This is a genomic window from Streptomyces sp. NPDC057280, assembly GCF_042668605.1.
Classification (GTDB): Bacteria; Actinomycetota; Actinomycetes; order Streptomycetales; family Streptomycetaceae; genus Streptomyces.
Genome location: NZ_JBHUYR010000010.1, coordinates 52,154 through 71,146, shown reverse-complemented (window position 1 = coordinate 71,146; position 18,993 = coordinate 52,154). Strand labels below are relative to the sequence as shown.

16 protein-coding genes and 1 pseudogene are annotated in these 18,993 nt (G+C 66.4%); 14 read left to right on the top strand and 3 right to left on the bottom strand.

Going from position 1 to position 18,993, the window contains the following annotated elements:
• Positions 1 to 18: 18 nt before the first annotated feature.
• From ACFUO4_RS37865 to ACFUO4_RS37815, 11 genes and pseudogenes are all read left to right on the top strand, one after another.
• Entirely contained in the window at positions 19 to 459 is a 441-nt protein-coding gene (locus ACFUO4_RS37865; protein WP_383493959.1) for a helix-turn-helix domain-containing protein, read from the top strand.
• A 39-nt stretch (positions 460 to 498) separates the two neighbouring features.
• Positions 499 to 630, top strand: a complete 132-nt coding sequence (locus tag ACFUO4_RS37860; RefSeq protein WP_383493564.1) for a hypothetical protein — start codon at positions 499 to 501, stop codon at positions 628 to 630.
• Entirely contained in the window at positions 627 to 764 is a 138-nt protein-coding gene (locus ACFUO4_RS37855; protein WP_383493561.1) for a hypothetical protein, read from the top strand. The genes ACFUO4_RS37860 and ACFUO4_RS37855 overlap by 4 nt, the downstream gene beginning before the upstream one ends.
• 309 nt (positions 765 to 1,073) lie before the next feature.
• Positions 1,074 to 4,448 (top strand): RHS repeat-associated core domain-containing protein, encoded by a 3,375-nt coding sequence (locus tag ACFUO4_RS37850; RefSeq protein ID WP_383493558.1) that lies wholly within the window; start codon positions 1,074 to 1,076, stop codon positions 4,446 to 4,448.
• Positions 4,449 to 5,028: 580 nt separating this feature from the next.
• Positions 5,029 to 5,223: pseudogene (locus tag ACFUO4_RS37845) on the top strand (hypothetical protein); the annotation flags it as partial.
• Between the two features lie 46 nt (positions 5,224 to 5,269).
• Positions 5,270 to 5,653, top strand: coding sequence for a hypothetical protein (locus ACFUO4_RS37840; protein WP_383493555.1), 384 nt, complete (start codon positions 5,270 to 5,272; stop codon positions 5,651 to 5,653).
• Between the two features lie 3 nt (positions 5,654 to 5,656).
• Entirely contained in the window at positions 5,657 to 6,211 is a 555-nt protein-coding gene (gene tpg / locus ACFUO4_RS37835; protein ID WP_383493552.1) for a telomere-protecting terminal protein Tpg, read from the top strand.
• A gap of 27 nt (positions 6,212 to 6,238) precedes the next feature.
• Positions 6,239 to 7,864 carry a hypothetical protein gene (locus ACFUO4_RS37830; RefSeq protein ID WP_383493549.1) on the top strand — a complete coding sequence of 542 codons (1,626 nt, stop codon included), beginning with the start codon at positions 6,239 to 6,241 and terminating at the stop codon, positions 7,862 to 7,864.
• Positions 7,865 to 8,021: 157 nt separating this feature from the next.
• Positions 8,022 to 8,327 carry a DUF6247 family protein gene (locus ACFUO4_RS37825; RefSeq protein ID WP_383493546.1) on the top strand — a complete coding sequence of 102 codons (306 nt, stop codon included), beginning with the start codon at positions 8,022 to 8,024 and terminating at the stop codon, positions 8,325 to 8,327.
• Positions 8,324 to 8,584, top strand: a complete 261-nt coding sequence (locus tag ACFUO4_RS37820) for a hypothetical protein (RefSeq protein ID WP_383493543.1) — start codon at positions 8,324 to 8,326, stop codon at positions 8,582 to 8,584. The genes ACFUO4_RS37825 and ACFUO4_RS37820 overlap by 4 nt, the downstream gene beginning before the upstream one ends.
• Before the next feature lie 246 nt (positions 8,585 to 8,830).
• Positions 8,831 to 8,959, top strand: coding sequence for a hypothetical protein (locus tag ACFUO4_RS37815; RefSeq protein WP_383493540.1), 129 nt, complete (start codon positions 8,831 to 8,833; stop codon positions 8,957 to 8,959).
• 1,262 nt (positions 8,960 to 10,221) lie between these two features.
• Here the strand turns inward: ACFUO4_RS37815 and ACFUO4_RS37810 are convergent.
• Positions 10,222 to 11,190, bottom strand: a complete 969-nt coding sequence (locus ACFUO4_RS37810) for a hypothetical protein (protein WP_383493537.1) — start codon at positions 11,188 to 11,190, stop codon at positions 10,222 to 10,224.
• A 348-nt stretch (positions 11,191 to 11,538) separates the two neighbouring features.
• Between ACFUO4_RS37810 and ACFUO4_RS37805 the strand changes: the two genes are divergently transcribed.
• Positions 11,539 to 12,780: a hypothetical protein gene (locus ACFUO4_RS37805; protein ID WP_383493534.1), complete on the top strand. Its 1,242-nt coding sequence runs from the start codon at positions 11,539 to 11,541 to the stop codon at positions 12,778 to 12,780.
• Between the two features lie 466 nt (positions 12,781 to 13,246).
• Here ACFUO4_RS37805 and ACFUO4_RS37800 read toward each other — a convergent pair whose 3' ends face one another.
• Complete coding sequence (locus ACFUO4_RS37800; RefSeq protein WP_383493531.1) at positions 13,247 to 13,621, bottom strand: hypothetical protein; 375 nt, start codon at positions 13,619 to 13,621, stop codon at positions 13,247 to 13,249.
• Between the two features lie 841 nt (positions 13,622 to 14,462).
• Between ACFUO4_RS37800 and ACFUO4_RS37795 the strand changes: the two genes are divergently transcribed.
• Positions 14,463 to 15,995 (top strand): phage/plasmid primase, P4 family, encoded by a 1,533-nt coding sequence (locus ACFUO4_RS37795; RefSeq protein WP_383493528.1) that lies wholly within the window; start codon positions 14,463 to 14,465, stop codon positions 15,993 to 15,995.
• A 145-nt stretch (positions 15,996 to 16,140) separates the two neighbouring features.
• The gene (locus ACFUO4_RS37790) at positions 16,141 to 16,524 is read left to right on the top strand and encodes a DUF6009 family protein (RefSeq protein ID WP_383493525.1); all 384 of its coding nucleotides are present in this window, start codon (positions 16,141 to 16,143) and stop codon (positions 16,522 to 16,524) included.
• Positions 16,525 to 17,467: 943 nt separating this feature from the next.
• Here ACFUO4_RS37790 and ACFUO4_RS37785 read toward each other — a convergent pair.
• Positions 17,468 to 18,244, bottom strand: coding sequence for a peptidoglycan-binding protein (locus ACFUO4_RS37785; protein ID WP_383493522.1), 777 nt, complete (start codon positions 18,242 to 18,244; stop codon positions 17,468 to 17,470).
• Positions 18,245 to 18,993 lie beyond the last annotated feature (749 nt).

The following is an 18,993-nucleotide window of genomic DNA, read 5'->3' as shown; positions in this document are numbered from 1 at the left end:
GTCCGGGGCCAGCGCCGCCTGGACCAGTACGCCCCCGGACACGCGAGCACCCCGCCGCCCGACCCCGAGCCGGCGGCTCCGGACGACGGCGAGCCCGCACCCGCGCAGCCTCCGGTCGGCCCGGCCCTGCGGGCCGCCAACCAGCTCGCCACCGTCCTGTCTAAGCTCCAGGTCGCCAGCGGCATCCCGCTGCGCCAGCTCGGACTGCGCACCCAGGTCTCCGCCAGCTACCTCTCCCGCGTGCTGAGCGGCGAGAAGTTCCCCACCTGGGACCTCACCGCGAAACTCGCCCGCGCCCTGGGAGCCGACTACGACGTCGTACGCAGAGTGTGGCTGGCCGAACGCGAGCGCAACGGGCACGCGCACCCGCCAGCCACGTCCTCAACCCTCCGCTCTCGAGACCGAGTTGAGCTCAGCCCTCCCGGCCGCCCTACGCACCCTGTACCAGCGCGCCGCTAGCCCCACCCCCTACAGCCTCGCGGCAGCCACCGCACCGAGATGCGCGGCACCTGGGACCAGGTCGAAGCCCTCATCCGCGCCCTGGACGGCGAGCCGAGCTTCTTCCGCCCGCACTGGAAGGAAGCCCAGCAAGCCACACCACCTCCACCCACCGCCTCGACCGGCTGGTGAGCACCTTCGGCGGCGCCTTCCACGACACCCGCACCCTGGAAACCTCACGCACCACCGCCGCCCGACGCCGCGCCCTGCGCCAGCGACTGACCCACGCGGCCCGCCTCTCCCCTGACACCCGCCGACGCCGGTAGCCGACTCGCCTCCAGGCTGTGGGGGACTGACCAGCGAGCACGGTCTGGTCGGCGAGATGCTCCAAACGAGCTGTTGCAGCCAACTTCGCCCGCAACAGTGACAAGCGGGTTGGGGATTGCGCCTGCTAGGACCAATGATTCGCCCTCTATGTTTAGTTTTGCCGTGCTGAAGGGGTGGGGCTGGTTCCGGCACGTGTGCACAGGAGGTCTGGGGGAACGCCCGGCCCGTTTGTGTGTTTCTTGTGTCAGCTTGTGTGCTGCTGGTGACCGTTGGGGTCGCCGGGTCTGACTTCCTGTGGGGGGAAGCTGATGCATTCGCGTGCTGCGCGCACGCCGTTTCGGCGTGCGCGAAAAACCTGCAGAACCGCTCTTCTCTCGGCCGTGACCACCGCCGCAGTGGTACTTGCGGCGGCTCCGGGTCTGGCGGCGACGCCGAAGCCGGAGTTGCCCGAGCCAGCAAGTCCCTGGACGAAGCCGACGAAGGTCGAGGCGCCACCAACCCCGACCGGCGTGACGAAGCCGCCGGCGTCCAAAGCGGAGGCGGCGCCGTCGGCTGAGGTGGCCGCCTGGCGGACGGCGCAGAAAGCCCGCACCACTGGGGGCACGGCAGCCGGCTCCGCGTCCCGGTCGGCAGCCGCCGACGCCGGCAGCGGCTATCTGCCCGAGGGGCAGGGCCGGGTGCCGTGGCATCGCATCATCGACACCCGTCTCGACGATGCGCTGGTGGCGCGGGTCAATGTCTCCGACGGCAACCTGATGCTGGCGGCCACGGACTTCGACATCGCCGGTGTGGGCCACAAACTCCAGCTCACCCGCACTTACAACTCCCTGGAAGCCCCGTGGGGGAAGGTGTCCCGGCACTGGTGGCAGGCGTATGAGCGCTACCTGCAGGTCAACGGCGGCGAGGTGGACGTCTTCGACGCCACCGGCGAGCTGCTGCGCTTCACCGCGAACACAGACGGCACCTACACCACCCCGACTGGTTACTCCAAGGACCTGAAGAAGAACGCGGACGGCACCTACACCCTCACCGACCGCAAGTCGGGCAGCCGCGACACCTTCAACCCGCAGGGCACGCTGCTGAAGACGGCGGACAAGAACCACGGCACGATCACCGTCGAACAGCACGACACCAGCGGCGAGCACAAGGGCTTCAAGCTCACCGAGACCCGCTCGGGGCGCTGGATCGACCTGGTCAAGACGGACGCGAGCCAGTGGCAGGCCAAGGACCACACCGGCCGCACGGCCGTCTTCGACCTGGACAGTGCGGGCAATCTGGCCAAGGTCACCGACACCGACGGCAAAGCCACCGTCTACGACTACGACTCCAGCGGCCGGGTGACGAAGGTGACCACCCCCGAAGGCACGGCCACGGTCTTCACCTACGACCCCTCCAGCCGGGTCACCTCGATGCAGCGGCTGACCGGTTCTACGGGCCCGACCTGGTGCTTCATCTACGGCACCGACTCAACCGGCAAGGAGACCACCACCGTCACGGACCCGGACGGCGACGACACCGTCTACACCCACAACGACGACGGTGAGGTCACCAAGGTCACCGACCCGCTCGGCCACTCCCGCCACGCCACCTACAAGAATCACCTCACCCAGACCGCGGTCGACGCGATGGGCACAGGCGCAGACGGCACCGGCGGCAACACCACCACCTACGGCTGGGACGCGCGCAACAACCCCACCTCCGCCAAGCTCCCCCTGGGGGCGACCGCGTCGGTGACGGCGTATCAGACAGTCGCGGGCACCGACCTGCCCAACGACTTCACCAGCGCGGACGGCCGCAAGGACTCCTTCTCCTACGACACCAACGGCAACACCAAGTCGGTGGCGACCTCGGGCACAGCCGGCGGCACCCGCTCCTACACCTACAACTCCGCCACTCCCACCTGCGGCGGCTTCGAGGGCCAGCGCTGCACGGCGAAGGACGCCAACGGCAAGGTCACCTCCTTCACCTACGACAGCGAGGGCAACCTGAAGAAGGTCACCCCGCCCACGCCGCTCGGCGAGACCACCTACACCTACGACGACCTGGGCCGGGTGGAGACCGTCACCGACGGCCGCAGCATCACAACCGTCTACGGCTACGACAACCGCGACCGGGTCAAGACGGTCTCCTCCACCAACGACACCGTCACGTACTCCTACGACGGTGACGGCAACCTGAAGGTCCGCACCGACGCCTCAGGCACCACCACGTGGGACTACGACAAACTGAACCGGGAGAAGGTCCGCACTCTGCAGAGCGGCGCACAGACTGCGCTGGCCTACACCCCGGGCGGGGACGTCGACTACTACACCGACCCCACCGGCACCACCGACTACACCTGGGACGAGGCCGGCCGTCTGGACTACCTCACCGACCCGTCCGGCAAGAAGACCGACTTCGACTACAACAACAACGACAAGCGCACCCAAACCGTCTACCCCGGCGGCACTACCCAGACCGTCGGCATCGACGAGGACGGCCGCCCCAAGTCGGTCAAGACGACATCCGGCACGACCACCCTGGTCGACCTGACCTACAGCTACACGAGCGCGGGCAAGGACACCACCAAGATCCGCACCCGCACCGACAACAGCACCAAGTACAAGACCAGTTACACCTACGACTCCCAGGACCGCCTCACCTACGCCCTGGAAGCCGACTCGGCCGGCACCCGCAAGGCGTCCTGGCTGTACTGCTTCGACAAGGCCGGCAACCTCACCTCCCAGGACGGCACCGCCTCCACCTGCCCGGGCAGCGCGGTCTTCACCTACAACGACGCCAGCCAGCTGACCGCCCAGACCGGCTCCACCACGCCGTGGTCATACGACAAACTCGGCAACGAAAAGGCTGGCGGACGCGTCACGGCTTCCGCGCGCACGAACGAGACCTGGACGGACTACAGCCAGCTCTCCGCCATCACCACTGGCGGCACGGCCTACGACCTGGTCCACGCGGGCACCGACAACTCCGAACGCACCAAGCTCGGTTCGACCTGGTTCCACCACACCGCCCTGGGCCTGGCGTCCACGACCACAGGCGGCGTTGACACCGGATTCATCCGTGAACCTGAGGGCACGTTGAACTCCATGACGACTGGGGGGAAGTCCTACTACTACCTCACCGACGCCACCGGCAACGTCCTCGGCCTCGTCGACGACGCGGGCAAGCGCACCCACACCTACGCCTACGGTCCTACGGGCCTGCCCCGCGGGACCACCAGCGAGGCGGTCCCCCAGCCCTTCCGCTACAGCGGCGCCTACCTCGACCCCACGGGGCTGTACAAGATGGGCGCCCGCTACTACGACCCCCAGCTCGGCCGCTTCACCCAACCCGACCCCTCCGGACAGGAACAGAATGCGTACCTGTACGCGGGCGGCGACCCGGTAAGTAGGGCTGATCCCAGCGGCCTTTTCGGTTTCGGTAGTTTCGTTGACAGCGTCTTCGGAGGCAAGGATCTGGCTGAAATCTGGCAGAACCGAAACGATCCCGAAGCTCTGTTCTCGCAGGCCGTTGGCATCGCCGCAGGAGCCGCATTCGGAGGTCTCTGTACAGCTGGAACCTCCACGATGGCGACTGCCGCAGGGGTCCCCTTTCTCATCCCTCTCGCCGTAGCGGGATGCGGGATCGCGGCCGACACCGTAAGCAATGCAACCGCTGGCGCAATGCAGGACTCTCTGTCCTGACAGCACTGACAGGAGGCGATCACGTGAATGCAGGCCGCGACCAAGGAAGCACGCTGGGCCCCGGCGATGAGGCCGGACGGGCTGTAGCTGCTGCTGGTCTGTGGATCGCGCTGGTTGCCGCAGTCGCCCTCGTACTCATTGGCATCTTCGGCATGCTGGCAGGCATTCAACCAGCCGTTTGGGTCGCCGTCGCCGGTTTGGTCATCTCACTTGGAACAGTGGTGGCCATTCGCGCAAGAAGGAGATGACGACTGATGGCGATGGGACCGGGTGGGCCATCCCATTCGGTCCCATCGTCCAGCGCACTCGGTCTGGCGACCACGGAAACACTCCATTAACCCGCGGACGCCTTAGCTCGTTCTTCATGTTCGGCGTTCTTCGCTGTCGGCGGCTAGGGCACGGTGGGTGCTCCGATCCAGGCATTTGCCTACGGGGTGATCTGCTTTCGGTCGGTCTCGACTTTGTGGATCTGTTCCCAGATGCCCTGCAGAAGATCGTGAACGGTCAGCCGGTCGGTGTCATTGAGTACGAGCCGTCACGTGTGTCTTCGCACGTATCGTGCGTCCGCGCTGAGTGCGCGAGCCCGCTCGACTTCCTGCCCTACGCCGCGTCCGGCAAGCCGCAGCCGGGCGGCTTCCGCCTCGGACCCACCCCGGGCCTGGCAAAGCTCGAGGGCGTCCAGGAGATGGCCTGGGCGGTCGACTTGATGGAGAAGGGGCTGAATCCGGCCCGCCACATCAAGGGCGGCGACGCCGTCCTCGAAGACGGCGAGTAACCCCGATCCCTCTGCCCCGCCCGACTCCACACGAAGGACCGCACCGATGACCTCCCCCGACAGCATCCGTCCCCGATGGGCTCTGCCTACCCACCCGCCCGAGCACGACCCCATCCTGTTCGCCCGGGCCATGCGCGACATGCGCCTGACCTGGCGCGCCCGCGGTGTCCTGGCCGAACTCGCCACCGGCTATACCGACGACGACCGGCCCCTGATGCACCAGTTGACGTCACTGACCCGCGCCGAGCGCGGGGCCGCCGAAGGCCGAGAAGCGTTCCGCACGGCCGTCGCAGAGCTGCGCGCGCTGGGCTACCTCGAGCCGGAGGGCGATGGTGTTGCCGAGCGCCTGGCCGTAAACCTCGATGCGGCCAGGGACGCCCGCCCCGTTCACGACCGGTTCCACCCGGATGACGACCTCGACGGGAGCTAAGACGTGAACGAGATCGACGACGCGATCGAGCGCGCCGACCAGGAGGCGTTCACCAAGGACCCGCCCAAGACCCTCAAGGGCCAGGTCGCCTTCCTGCGCAAGTACCTCAGCGCCCAGGAGATCGGCGAGCAGGTCGGGGTCACGGCCGACTCGATCAACCGCTACCGGCGCGGGGCCCGCAAGCACGCGCGCCCGGACGTCGCCGCGAAGATCGAGGCGATGGTTCGCGCGCGCTGGCAGCCGCTCAACCGCAAGCGCCGGCAGCGCCAGGCCGCCACCACGGGCGGGATCACGGTGGAGACAAGGGCCCGCTTCGGCTACACCGCCCCCATCGGAACAACCGACGACGGACGGTTCCGGCGACTGACCGTGCACCTCCCCCCGGAGTACGCCCGCCGCCTGTTCGACGCCCGCGACGCGGGAGCCAGCGACCAGCAGATGCGCGGAATCATCGCCGAAGGGTTTAAGGAAGTGTATTTCCAGGACGGCGGCGGTCGCGCTATGGGACTGTCGGACGTGGAAATCAACGACATCGATTACCTCGACCTGGATTACTGAAAGTCGATTCGGAGAAACGGCGGCGGAATGAGCGGGATCGATTGGCCTGATGACCCCAAAGCCTTCGAGAAAGGCATTGCGGTCCTGCTGAGCCGCATGCACCCCAGCATCCAGAGGATCGACGGCGCTGGCGGGGACGGGGGCCGGGACGCGCAGTTCACCTCTCCGGAAGGGCTGCACGTCTTCGAGATGAAGTCGTTCACCGGTCGGATGACCGACGGACGCAGGGCGCAGGTGGAATCGTCCCTCGCCCGGGCGGCCCGGCTCCAGCCCCTCACGTGGGACCTGATCGTCCCGATCGATCCGACGCCGGGCGAGCTGAAGTGGTTCGAGGGCCTGCAGGCGCAGTACCCCTTCGAGCTGGAGTGGCGCGGCGCCACATGGATCGAGACGCGGCTGACCGAGCATCCGCAGGTCCGCAGGTTCTACTTCGCCAATGCCCTGGCTGAGACAGAAGACCTGCTGCGACAGCTGATCCCTGAGCGGGCGCCCATCGCTAACACCGGCGAAGCCCTGCACCGCATGCGCAGCATGATCGACCGGCTGGCGGAACTGGAACCGCACTACCGGTTCAAGCTGACCGCAGGACCTGAAGGCGACTCCTCGGTGGAGATGCTGCCCGCCTACCCCGGCGCCGAGCAGGACCGGCCGGCAGGCTTCTGGGTCGCGTTCGCGGACACTCCCGAAGCACAGGAGACCGCGCGGGCCTGGGAGCGGGCCCTCGCCTTCGGCGACCCGGTCGAGGTGCCGGGCGAGCACATCGCCGATCTCCAGATGAACGGCCCCGCGGTCCTTGGCCTGTCCAGCGGACAGCCCAACCCGGGGATGAAACTGCGAGTCTCAGGACATGAGGTCCCCGCCGACCACACCGCGCAGCTCCTCATCGCCGACGAGCAGGGCCGACGCGTCGCAGTACTCGGGCTGCAGATGACGGCGCTGCGCATGGGGACCAGCGGGAGCGTCCTGAGCGGTACCGATCTGACCGGGTCTTGCGAGTGCCACCTGCGGATGGACTACAGCATCGGCGCGCTCCAGGTCAGATTGAAGTACGAGCTCGCTGACCGCCTGCGTCCTGCGGCCAGCCTGGACCTTGTCCGCTTCGCCGCCGCGCTTCAGCCTCATCACACCCTGCAGGTCATGCTCGCCGGCCAGCCGGTCACCGAGCGCGTGCCCATGCCGGTGACCGACGGAGCCGACCAGCACTTCGCCGACACAATGATCGAATTGCTGGAGCAGCTGGTCGCGATTGAGAGACTGGCCGTGACCACGTTCGAGGTCCCGGTGACCATCCCGAGCGCCGACAAGGCGGCCATCCGCACCGCCTACGCGCTCCTCACGGGCAGTTCCGCGGAAATCGGCGCCAATATGACCGCCACGATCACCGCCAACGACACTCCGCAGATCCGCGCACTCGTGGAAGCCCAAGGTCTTATCAACATGACCGGCTTCGTCACGGACCACCAAGTAGAAATCCTCGGCCAGGCCATCCAGGTCGGCCCCGTCATGGTGGAGTCACCCCCACTGCAGATCACGGGAGCTCACGCATCAGATGACGGTCTTGAACTCTCCGTACGGACCGCACCCGATCATGCTGACCAGCCCGTCCGTCTCACTCGCCACAACCCCGCTGACCCACAGCTTCGAGGGACCTGATGTTGGCAACGGCGACCGTCTCCGGTCGGGCTGAAGACGCCGCTGTGCGTGGGCCACGATGTCGGCCAGCTGTTCCTAGAAAGGGGATCACCGTATGTCCGTCCACACCGCGCGTCACCGCGCGTACGGTGGCGATACGACCCGCCGGGAGGTTCCGATGAGCGCGCAGCCCGACCACGCACCCGTCACGCCGTACGCCCCCGCGCCGGGAGCTCCGGCAGAACTGCTCACCCAGCTGCGCGCCAGCACGCGCTCGGAGCGGTGGGTGCCAGCCTTCGAGCAGGAATGGGCGGCGGCACTGGAGGAGTCGCGCCGGACGTTCTCCCTCGCCCACCTGTACGAGGTCGTCCAGGTCTGGCAGGCCCGCGTTGCTTCCGCCCCGGCGGTCGACGCGTTCCTCGCCTCCGGCCACGACGAGACCGGTTTCGTGGACCTGGAGGAAATCCGGAGCAGGCGCCGGTGACCGGACAGCCGTACGCGGTCCGTCTCTCCGCGCAGGCCGCGAAGGTGCTCGCCGCCCTGCCCGAGCGCGCGGAGCAGATGGCCTGGGACGTCCTGGACGCCGCGGCCGGGAACCCCTGGGGCTTCCCGCAGTGGGACGCCAGCGACCCCGAGGGCGAGGACATCAGAATCGCCTCCATCGGCCAGCTGTCCGTCATCTACTTCACCAACCGCGTCCTGCACCACCTGTCGGTCCTGGACATCGTCTGGCTCGGCTGATCTGTCACCCCTGCGAGACTTGACGCCGATGGTCAGCGGCAGCATCCCGAAGATGCCGCCGGCGCCGTACTTCCACTGGACGGGCTGCTCGAATGTGCGCCGTTGTTGCAGGTGTGGCAGGCCCGCATCGCTTCCGCGCCAGCGGTTGACGCATTCCTCACCTGCGGCGTCCGTGAAGGTGCTTGCCACGCTGCCCGAGCACGCGGAACACATGGTGCAGGGCGTGCTGGACGCCGCGGTCCCGCAGTGGGATTCCGGCGGGGCTTGGAGGGCGAGGACGTGCGCATCGCCTCCGTCGATCAGTTGTCCGTCGTCTACTTCGCCAATCGCGAGCTGAGCCACCTGTCAGTGCTGGACGTCGTCTGGCTCGACTGATCTGTCACTCCTGCGGGACAGAAGCTGGTCAGTTGCTCCGGGCAAAGGGGTGCCTCCACACGTGAGCGTGTGGAGGCACCCCTTTGCCTTGATGACGATGGTGAGCAGCAGCATCGCGATGATGCCGCCAGCGCCGTACTTCCACTGCACGGTCTGCTCGACGACTGGGCCGCGCTGCTGCTACCACAGAGCGGCTAGGCACACCTCTGAGCCCCATTCGTCACGGAAGTAAAAATTCCACCATCTGCATCAAGTTGGCGACCAACTCTATCCTTGTTGTTCCCGCTTGGAAGGCTCCAATAAACAACTTCGAAACAACTCCCCGTAGAAGGATTGCAGTTGTAGCGTTTGGACGTGGGCACTGGATGCGCCGCGCTGAGGGTCGGGGACGCTTTCCGTTGGGGCTGGTGATACCGCTGAGCTGACGGTCGGTGCGGGTGCTCGTGCAACACGGGCCACACGTGTTGCGCGGCGACCTGTGCCGACAGGGCTCGATGCACCGAACCTGCTCAGGCCAGGAGCGGCCTGGTAGAACCACCGAGCCAGCACCTCATGGCGTATTCCGGCAGGTGACCAACTTCCCCCTACTTATCTCCGCTTGGAGTTGGCTTATAACCGCCTACTCGGGAACTGCCAAAAGATGGCGGGAAGTACGAATCTTGAGGCCCTTGTTGCTTCTGAGGCTGACGACACTGAAAACGTATCCAGGTCAAGAAAGAGGCTAAAGATGCCGGAAAGGGGCTGCCAACTCCCCCAAGCGTGCGTCTACTTGAAAGTTGCCGAGGGCTGGCACGCGTTGGTTTCCAACACGTCCAACTAGGGCACAAACCGGCGTAAGCGATAAGCACGAAAACGGGCAGGGGCGCCACGAGTGTTGCTACCACTCAGCCCCTGTCTCTCAACGTGAATACATGCACACCTCTGAGCCAAAGGAAAATCAGGTGACCGACACTTCTTCCGACCCGGAACCAAGCATTCCCACTCTTCACTGGATCCCGGTGATCACCGCACTCGGACTCGCGCTTGCTGCTCTCACGGCGGCCGTCATCATGACGGTCCTCCTCCCGCAGGAGCCGGCCGTCTTCACAGCCGCCTCCACGATCGGCGCATCCGGTCTCGCAGCGGCAGCGAGTGTTGCCCTGCCTCGGCGCTAGAAGAGGCCTAATGAGCGGATTCCGCCCCCGGCATGTCAGTTGCCGGGAGCGGAATCCGTTGGCATCGTACGTACCGCTGGTTACGCGCCGGAGGCTGTGAGCAGTCGCCTACCAGCGGTCGTGTGCGTAGAGGTCCGGCAGGCTGAGTCTGATGGTGGCAAGGCGCTCCACCGGGCCTGCTGTCTCCGTCACGATCCACTCCAGCACGTCCTTCGACTCCGCGTACCGGACGGTGTTCGGCAAGCCGATCGCCTCGACCTCAGCAGTGCTGGAGAGGCGGAACCCGCACAGCCCGCACAGGAGACCTTCGGCCGTCAGTTCCATGTCGAACAGCAGGGAACCCTGGTCCACGGCCAGGAACAGAGCGGCCGCCTCCCGGTCACAGGCAGGACACTGGCTCAGAGCCTGGAACAGCGCCTTCGCCGGGCCAACCTCGACCACGACCAGCCCGTGGTGGCTGACGGCCTGCTGCACACCGTCGACCGCTCCCTCCGGAAGGTCCGCGAAACGCGTCCGGAACCGGTAGCGGGCCTGGTTGATCCGCAGGCGCACGTCCCTCTGCAGGCGGTCCGCCCGGTCGTCCAGAACCACTCGGGCCGTGTCCGACCAAGACTCCCAGAAGGAGCTGGCCTCCTGTTCCAGGTGCAGTAAGAGCCGGTCCACGGTCGCGATGAAGGTCCCGAGGTAGTCCTCCACATCGTCTGTCCCGAGGTGGGCGACACCGTTGCGCAGCTCGATCAGGCCGTCCAGATCAGCGGCTTCGCTGCTGGGCTTCTGCGGGAGGATGTCCATCTTCCGCAGCCGGCCGATCGCCGTCGACGCGCCGATCGTCCTCAGTCGGGACGGCGGTGTGGCCACCGCTCCCGCGAAGTACAGCAGCATGTCGTCCTTGCCGCTCATCTCGGTGAGCAAGGTGGGATGGACGCGGGCCAGCGCCGCCTTCGCCAGGCGCTCCACGCTGACGCCGGCGTGCAGAAGGAACACCTCCTGGTCCTGCTCGGCGTGGGCTTCCATCGCCAGGCGGGCGAAGCGCTGGGCGCCTTCAAGGAGGCGATCGAACGTGACCGGCGAGTCCATGCCGGGACCATACCGACAGCTCAAGGGCGTGGGCTGGTGAATTATCACGCAGGCCTCAACCCGCCCCCAGCGGCTGTGAAGTCTGTGAGGCTCACAGCCCATTTTCCCAGGTGAACAGGGTGAACTGTGAGGTTGTGAGGGTGTGAGGAAGCCCGTGACACCGTCGGCTTCCTCTGCCGGTTCCATGTCACCAAGGACGCCGCGTCGCCCCTCGTGCGGGTGAATCCCTCGCCCGCGGTTCCCCTCGTTCCCTCGTGTGGGTGACGGGATGTCAGTGCCGCTTTCTACCGTCCAAACCGTGACAACCCCGAAGCGCTTCGATGGCGCTCGCTGCCCAAGGCGGTGTTCATGAGCCTGACTTCAGGTATCCACTGTCCGCGCACTCCGCTGCGCCGCTTCCTTGACCGTGAACTGTCGGCTGGCGCTCACCTGTTGCGCAAGAACTACCGGGCCCGGCATCACGACTACCAGCTCCTGCTGCCCGGCCCGGGCGTGGGCACGGAGGCCGGTACCGTCGGCACCGCGATCGACTACCGGCTGCGCCTGGCCTTCACCGCCGTCAAGCCCGTCGACCCGGCCGCGATCCTCGGCATGCTGCACCTCAGCGCGGAGGGCACAGGTCAGGCGATGCGCGCCGTGGGCGAGGAACTTGCCGACCGGCTCAAGGAGACCGTGCTGTGCCTGGAGCTCGAAAACCGTGACCTGCCCATGGACCGGGGCCAGGACGAAGAGGAGGAACTGGCCCGCCTGCTGATCGCTACGGCCTGGTACCAGGTCAACTACCGCACCCCGATCGGGTTCGCCTACACCCCGCTGGCCATCACCGCCCGCGAGGACCCGGGCGCCTTCACCCTCGAACGGCTTCGCCAGCTGCCGCACCGCGACATGGTGGCCGACGTCGTCGCCCAGCTCTACAAGGCCGCCGACGGCCCCCTGAAGGGCCTGCGCGACCGTTCCCGGCCCGAGGACTGCACGCCCGGCCCCACGTTCCCGACCCCCCATCTCACCGCGGACGCCGACCTCGCCCTCGACGGCCTGCTGCTGGACTTCAAGAGCACCCGCGCCACCCGCACTCTCCGCCAGGCCGAAGCGTGGCAGCTGGCCGGCTATCTGCTGCTCGACACTGAGGACCGCTACCGAATCGACACCGTCGGCCTGTACCTGACGCGCTCCGGCACCTTCGCCAGCTGGCCCGTAGAGGACTACCTCGATCTGCTTGGGGCCTGCCGCCGCGACCTCACCGTCTTCCGTGCCTCATTCACCGAGCTCATCGAGGGCTGCACCTCCGACGGAGTACCGCAGGGGATGGAAGAGGAAGCCCAGGTTCGCCGACTGCTCCAGCGCCTGGCACCCGTCGCCGACCCGGGCCACTGCAAGGTCTGCACCCAGCCCTGCCCTGGCTCCGGGCGCCGGCCCCGGGAGTTCTGCTCATCCTGGTGCCGCGCTCGCGCCCGAGTCCTGCAACGTCGCGGGCTGCTGCCCGGTGGCCCGGTGCCACTGCTCCCCGCCCCGCGCAAGCCGCTCCTGGACCTCCCCGACGACGCGGAGATTGTGAGTCTCACACCCCGTTTCCCCAGGTGGGCGACATGAGCTGTGAGGTGCGAGACGAGGGCCTGCGGCAGTGGCGTGACACTACTCCTGGCTGTGCTGCTCCAGGTCCTGGCGGTGGTCGCCGGAGAGAAGCACTGGAGTGCAGCGGCCGTCGCGCAGCATTTGCATGGGCCCAGGCAGAACAAGGCTGCTGCTCGTGCAGCGGCATCCTTGCTGCATCAGCGTCCTCGCCTCAGCCGGTCACCCGGGTGTTCTGCTGCTCCAGAACGACCCGGTTCACCTGGTGCTAACGCCTACTCGCTCGTCCCGACCGACGTCGCTCGTGGGAAGCCCCTGCTTTGTTCTGCTCTCCCCCTTCACCGGCAGCGGCGGTTGTTCTGCTGCCCCAGAAGAGGCCGGTTTACCGGGTGCTACCGACCGCCCGCCGTTCGGCACCGGCCCGGAGCCCCCGTCAAACGCACCTTCCTCCGGGGCTGCACTCTCGCTCGACTGCAACGGTCGGCGGCTATGCGTTCGCGCCTGCTGCCAACGGCGCTCTGCCAGCCCGGCCGCTGCCACGCGAGCACGCCCTCAGCGCGCAGCCGAAGAACACGTCGACGTCGACGTCGACGCTGGAGTCCCGATGGGGGATCTCGTGGTGCGCCTCGGTCTCCACGTGGTGGGGGAGCGGTGGGGTCCGGTCCCGCTCTGCGGTCTCCACGCTCTGGTGGGCCTTGCAAGCCGCCTCGAACCACCGTGCTGCGTCGTCCGTGCCCAAGGTGTTGACGACGATCGTGAAGAAGGGGGGCACCTGCTCCGCGCTCGTGGGCCAGCTGTCGGTGTGGGAGCCGAAGCGTTTGCCAAGCTCCTTGGTGAAGTGGCCGCCGAAGTCGTGGGTCATGCCTCGACTCGTACCGCGTCGGCTCACGCTCGGGCGGCGGCGCGCGGCGCTACCGTCCGGGAACGCTCGTGCGGGCTGTCCTGCCTGCAGCCTCACCCGAGAGGGAAAACGGTGTACCGCTCGGAGCACCCGAACGGCGCCGCCCCCGCAATCTTTCATGCCGGTGCAGGCCCCAGCCGCCGTACTGGTGGGCTTCCCTTCCGAGGGCTTCAGTCCCGTTGAGTCCCGCTGAGTCCCGCTGATGAAAGGCCAGGTCAAAGCAGGCTTTGTTACCTCTACGGGACTGACGGGACTGAGAGTTGCAGTTATAGCCATCAGGCGTGTGTGTATGCGCGTGCGCACGTAAGTACCAACCTCATGCGCTCTATGCCGCTCATAACTGCAACTTTCAGTCCCGTCAGTCCCGCGATGGGAAGGACGAGAGCTCTGACCTGCACGTCTCGTACGGGACTCGTGCGGGACTGAGTCCCGCTCCTTCAGTCCCGCGAGTCAGTCCCACTCCCCAGCGGGACTGACGGGACTGAACTTTCGACACGCCGGACCCATCGCGCCCGCCCCCCGGGAGGCGTGCGCTACTGTCTGTGCCGCATGTGAAAATCTCAGTCCCGTCAGTCCCGTCGGTCCCGCAACAGCACTCTCCGTGCTGCCGGTGCTGTGACTGGCTGCTGAAGACCAGCCCCAACGGGGATCCCGTGGTACGCCAGGTTGCGACGCACTCGATGCCCGACTCGACACACGCGTCTGCGGTGAGTCCGCGCCTCGCGGGTCGTCCCTCCTGTTCGCGTCCCCTCTCGTCTCTGCCCGCCGGCGCGCAGCGCCCGTTCCTGATCCGAGGACGTTCATGAGCAGCGCCGAGCCGGGCCGCTTCGATGCAGTGGCGGCCGCCGAGCAGATGCGCCAGCTGAGCATCCCTACAGCCGATGGGCAGCCCCTGCTCCCGGCGCAGGCGGCCCCCGCGCCTGCCCGGCCTCCAGCTGATCCGGTGCTCGGACTGCTGCCGGAGGAGCTGACCGACCGGGCCAACGCGCGGCTTTTTGCCCGGCTGTTCAGCGACCGCTTCCGGCACGTCGAAGGTCTGGGCTGGTATGTGTGGGACCAGTACCGGTGGAAGCGCACGGGGGGTGAGAAGAGTGCCATCTGGGCCGCGGGAGACATGGCGGAGCAGATGCCGCGCACTGACCCCCGCGGGATTTTCAGCGACCGTGAGCTCGCGGCGCACCGACGCCGCACCCAGTCCACCGCGGGCGTGAAGGCGCTGCTGCAGCAGGCGCAGGCGGCTCCCGGGCTCAGCCTGGACCCGGACGTCCTGGACGGGGACATCTACGTTCTGTGCACCCCGGGCGGCGTCGCCGACCTTCACACCGGTGAGCTGCGCAAGCCCGACCCGTTTCAGGACATGCACTCGCGCGCGACCACGGTCGCCCCGCAAGCCATGCCGATCCCTCGCTGGCAGCGCTTCCTGGAGGAGACCTTCGGCGACGACGACAAGGGCCGCGAGACCATCTCGTTCTTGCACCTGCTGCTGGGCTACTCCGTCACCGGTGATGTCGGCGCGCAGATCCTGCCCTTCCTCTACGGGGCCGGCGCCAACGGCAAGTCGGTGCTGCTCGAGGTGATGATGCACATCCTCGGCGACTACGCGAATGCCGCGCCGCCGGGGTTCTTGATGGAGAAGGGGAAGTTCGCCGAGCACTCCACGGAGCTCACCGAGCTGCATGGCCGGCGGATCGTGGTGTGCAGTGAGCTCAAGCCGGACGACAAGTTCAACGAAGCCCGCGTCAAGCTCCTGACCGGCGGCGACACGATCACCGCGCGGCGGATGCGGCAGGACTTCTTCACTTTCACTCCCACGCATAAGCTGTGGCTGCTGGGCAATCACAAGCCCGAAGTCGGCACCGGCGGCTACGCGTTCTGGCGCCGTATCCGCCTCGTCCCCTTCGAGCGGACGGTCTCCGACGCCCGCAAAATCGACAACCTTGGGCACGAGCTCGTCCGCGACGAGGGTCCCGGCATCCTCAACTGGCTCATCGAGGGCGCCCGCCGTTACCTGGCTACCCGTGATCCCCTTCATGGTCCCGCGTCTGTGCGCCTGGCCACCGAGGCGTACGAGAAGACCGAGGACCACATCGGGCGGTTCCTGACAGAGCGCTGTACCAAGGGGTCCGACCTGCGCGTCGAGCAGAAGCTGCTCTACGAGACCTACGGGTACTGGTGCTCGGACGAAGGCATCCGTCCCGCGACCAGCAGGGCGTTCGCCAGCCGCATCCGTCAGGAGGTCGGGCTGTCCTCCCCGTCCGAGATGATCAAGAGCAACGACGTCAAGCTCTACCCTGGCCTCGGCCTGCTGCCCAGCACCGGCGAAGGCGCAGCATGAGCGCACGCGCACGGCTGCACGCGGTGCGAACCGGCCCGTACCATGAAAACCGCGACCCCAGCTCCACCCCCACGCACCGCACGAGCGGCGCACCCGCCGCCCCAGGCCACCCACCGGCCGCGCACACTCAGGAGGGTCTTCGGCCATGAGCTCGATGCTCAAAGACGCCCAGCTCACGGACGAAGCCGAAGTGGTGTGGCTGGAAGACATCGACGACCTCGACTACGTCCGCCAGGCCCTAGACAAGGTCACCACCCGCCGCGGCAAGCCCCGCTACTCACGCGACGGACGCATCGTCGGCTACACCAACCTCAAGGCCGGCGCCGACAGCGACCCCGACAGCGGCCTGTTCCCACGCCGGGTCTTCTTCCTCCTGCCACACGACCGCGACACCGAACCGGCCGGCCCCTACACCGTCGGCGCCCCCGGTGAAGCGGTCGACCCGCGCACCATCGAGGCCGGCAAGGTCGGCATGAAGACGACCCGCTCGCAAGGCCGCTCCGTACAGATAGCCTCCGCTGGCCGGTAACTCTCACGACCCACGCAGGCGGTAATCGGCGCTGCCGCACGCCCCAAAACACGGGTGCTATTCGAGGAGCTTGCCGAAAAGACGCGGCAGGGAAGCTGTGCAGCAGGGTCCTGAGCAGCCCTTCCAGAAGCTGGCATGGCGCTTCCAGCGCCAGCGGTACTCAACCCCACACAACGCGACCTAACCAGTAAATGTCAGTCCCATCAGTCCCGTAATCGGTACCTTCGGTACCGCTGACCAGCGCCTTTCTACTGCGGGACTGATGGGACTGAAAGGTCGTTTGGCGTCGTCCAGGCTGAGGTGCAGGAGTTCCAGGCCTCGGTAAGCGGCACTAGGGGGCCGATGGAGCGGCGTGACACGATCGTGTTGTCCCTGCACCAGGACGCCATCAAGACGCTTTCCCGGTACCCGTACGAGTGCGCCATGCTCGTCTATCTCGCCCTGGAGGAGCGGCAGGATGCCGGAGCATCCCTGTCACGGAAGGCGCAGTTCACAGACGAATCGACAGCTGTCACGGGACTGACGGGACTGAACTTTGCGCTTGGGCCGTCAAGAGCCTCTGCTCTCTCTCGCCACTTGGACACAAAAGGCAACATTTAGATATATTCCGGGCGTGAGCGGTCGCTACAGACCCCAGCGCAAGACGTAGAAGTTGCCCTGCCAAGGATCACCGTGGATCGTGCGGGCTGGCTGACAGTCACCGCCTCGCCTGCTTGGTGGCGCCGCACCGCGGCGGCATCGAACTGGCCGGAGATCGTTGAGGACTGGCGGCCGAGGGGGAGAAGGCGGTCTCGCCGGGGCTGTGCCGCGTCATCGGCGTCACGACTGGGACGCCCTGTTCCTCAGTGTTGCCGCGTTCATGAGGCAGCCGCGGTCTCGTCGGCGCCCTGTTCCGCATAGCGTTTGGTCAGGCCATCTGGCCCAACCGACGGAGTCTGGTGCCTCAAAGTCCGACGAGCCTTTTCCACGTCTTGTTGCCTACGATGCCGTCTGCGGCAAGAAAATTCTTTTGCTGGAACCATTTCACAGCCTTATCGGTATTTGTGCCGAATATGCCGTCAACTACGAGAGGAGGGGTTCGGCCGAGATCGTTGAGCCGCCTCTGGATGTTCTTGACCCCTTCCGACTGGGGTACCCCTATCTTGGCAAACGGCTGGTCGGCAGCCGCGCGCTTCGCCCGAGTAGGATGTTCAGTCAGCCATTCACGCACGTCTTCCGGCAAATTGTCTGGGTTGAATTCCTGTCCTGGAATCCATTGCTCCACTTGCTTGATTTTCTTGGCGAAATCGACGATCTGCGCGTCTGACAGATCCTCAATCCGCGTTTCTGTATCGACTCCCAGCGAATCTGCTATTTGCTGAGCATACTCCTCAGGGGAGTTTGGCCCGTGCCCACTGGGAGCGTATATCTTCATCATCCCAAGAATCGTCTTCGTGCGGCGATTAGGGTGTCGAAGGAATCTCTTGACGGCCTCGAATCCTGTCGCTTCGGTCGGGAAAATGGCGAACAAGTAGTTGTACTTGCCGCGGTATGCGCCATAGGATTCCGCTTCTCCGGAGCGCACGATGTTCCCAGGGTTCTTGTTGGCCCAGGATATCGTCTCGCTTGGGGGAGTTGTCAGGCGCACAATTCGCATGCTGTGCTCGTAGAAGACATGAGCAATTCCGAGGATGCTGACCACGTCGCCGGGTTCCATGTCGTCAGGCATTTTCCAGTTCATAACTTCCTCCTCGGGTCCTACGTCAATGTGAAACTGATCGGCGATCGCACTGTGCGGAGAATAGTAATTTTGTTGATTGTTGACCTGTATTCGCCGCGGTCTCTGATTGGCCCGTCGTGAAGGGGCGGCTGAATTTTAACTGGAAAAAGGGCTTCACTGTGGGCGTTCTGGTGCACCGGTTTTTTGGGCCGCCCGCACTTGTGATCGAGGCCCCGCTCTCGAGGCCTGGAGGGAAAGGGCGGAAATTGGGGCCCGCCCCGCCGGGCCCCAATACGAGGCAGGTCAGGAAACGTGCCATCGCGTGTCAGAACGTGTCCGGCAAGCCTTGCCGACCGGGGTCAGGACCCGGGCTGGCACGTGATTGCCTCCGCGTCCCTGCACTGCCACGGGCTCGGATCGTTTGGGTCATGGCCGTAGGCGCCACCCACTTGGTGCCTGAACAGGGCCGGGGTATCACCGTCCTTGAAAGCCGACAGCACCATGTAGGGCTCGTACGGCACGGAGCGATTGATTACCGTCTGGACCGGCAGGTTAAGTGCCATGATTCGTCACTTCGCTTCCTCAACGAGGCTGCTCCGGGCGAGCCCGGCTCAGCCGGGACCGCGCCGGTGGCCGGAGGATCCCGGCGACGCCGGCGCGGGGAGACTTCAGAGGAAGTCGAGGACTGTCTTGGCGACCTTGCCCCAGTCGAAGCTGGCTTCGACGCCGGAGGTTCCGTCGGTGTGCGTGGGCGCACTGCGGGTGCGGTC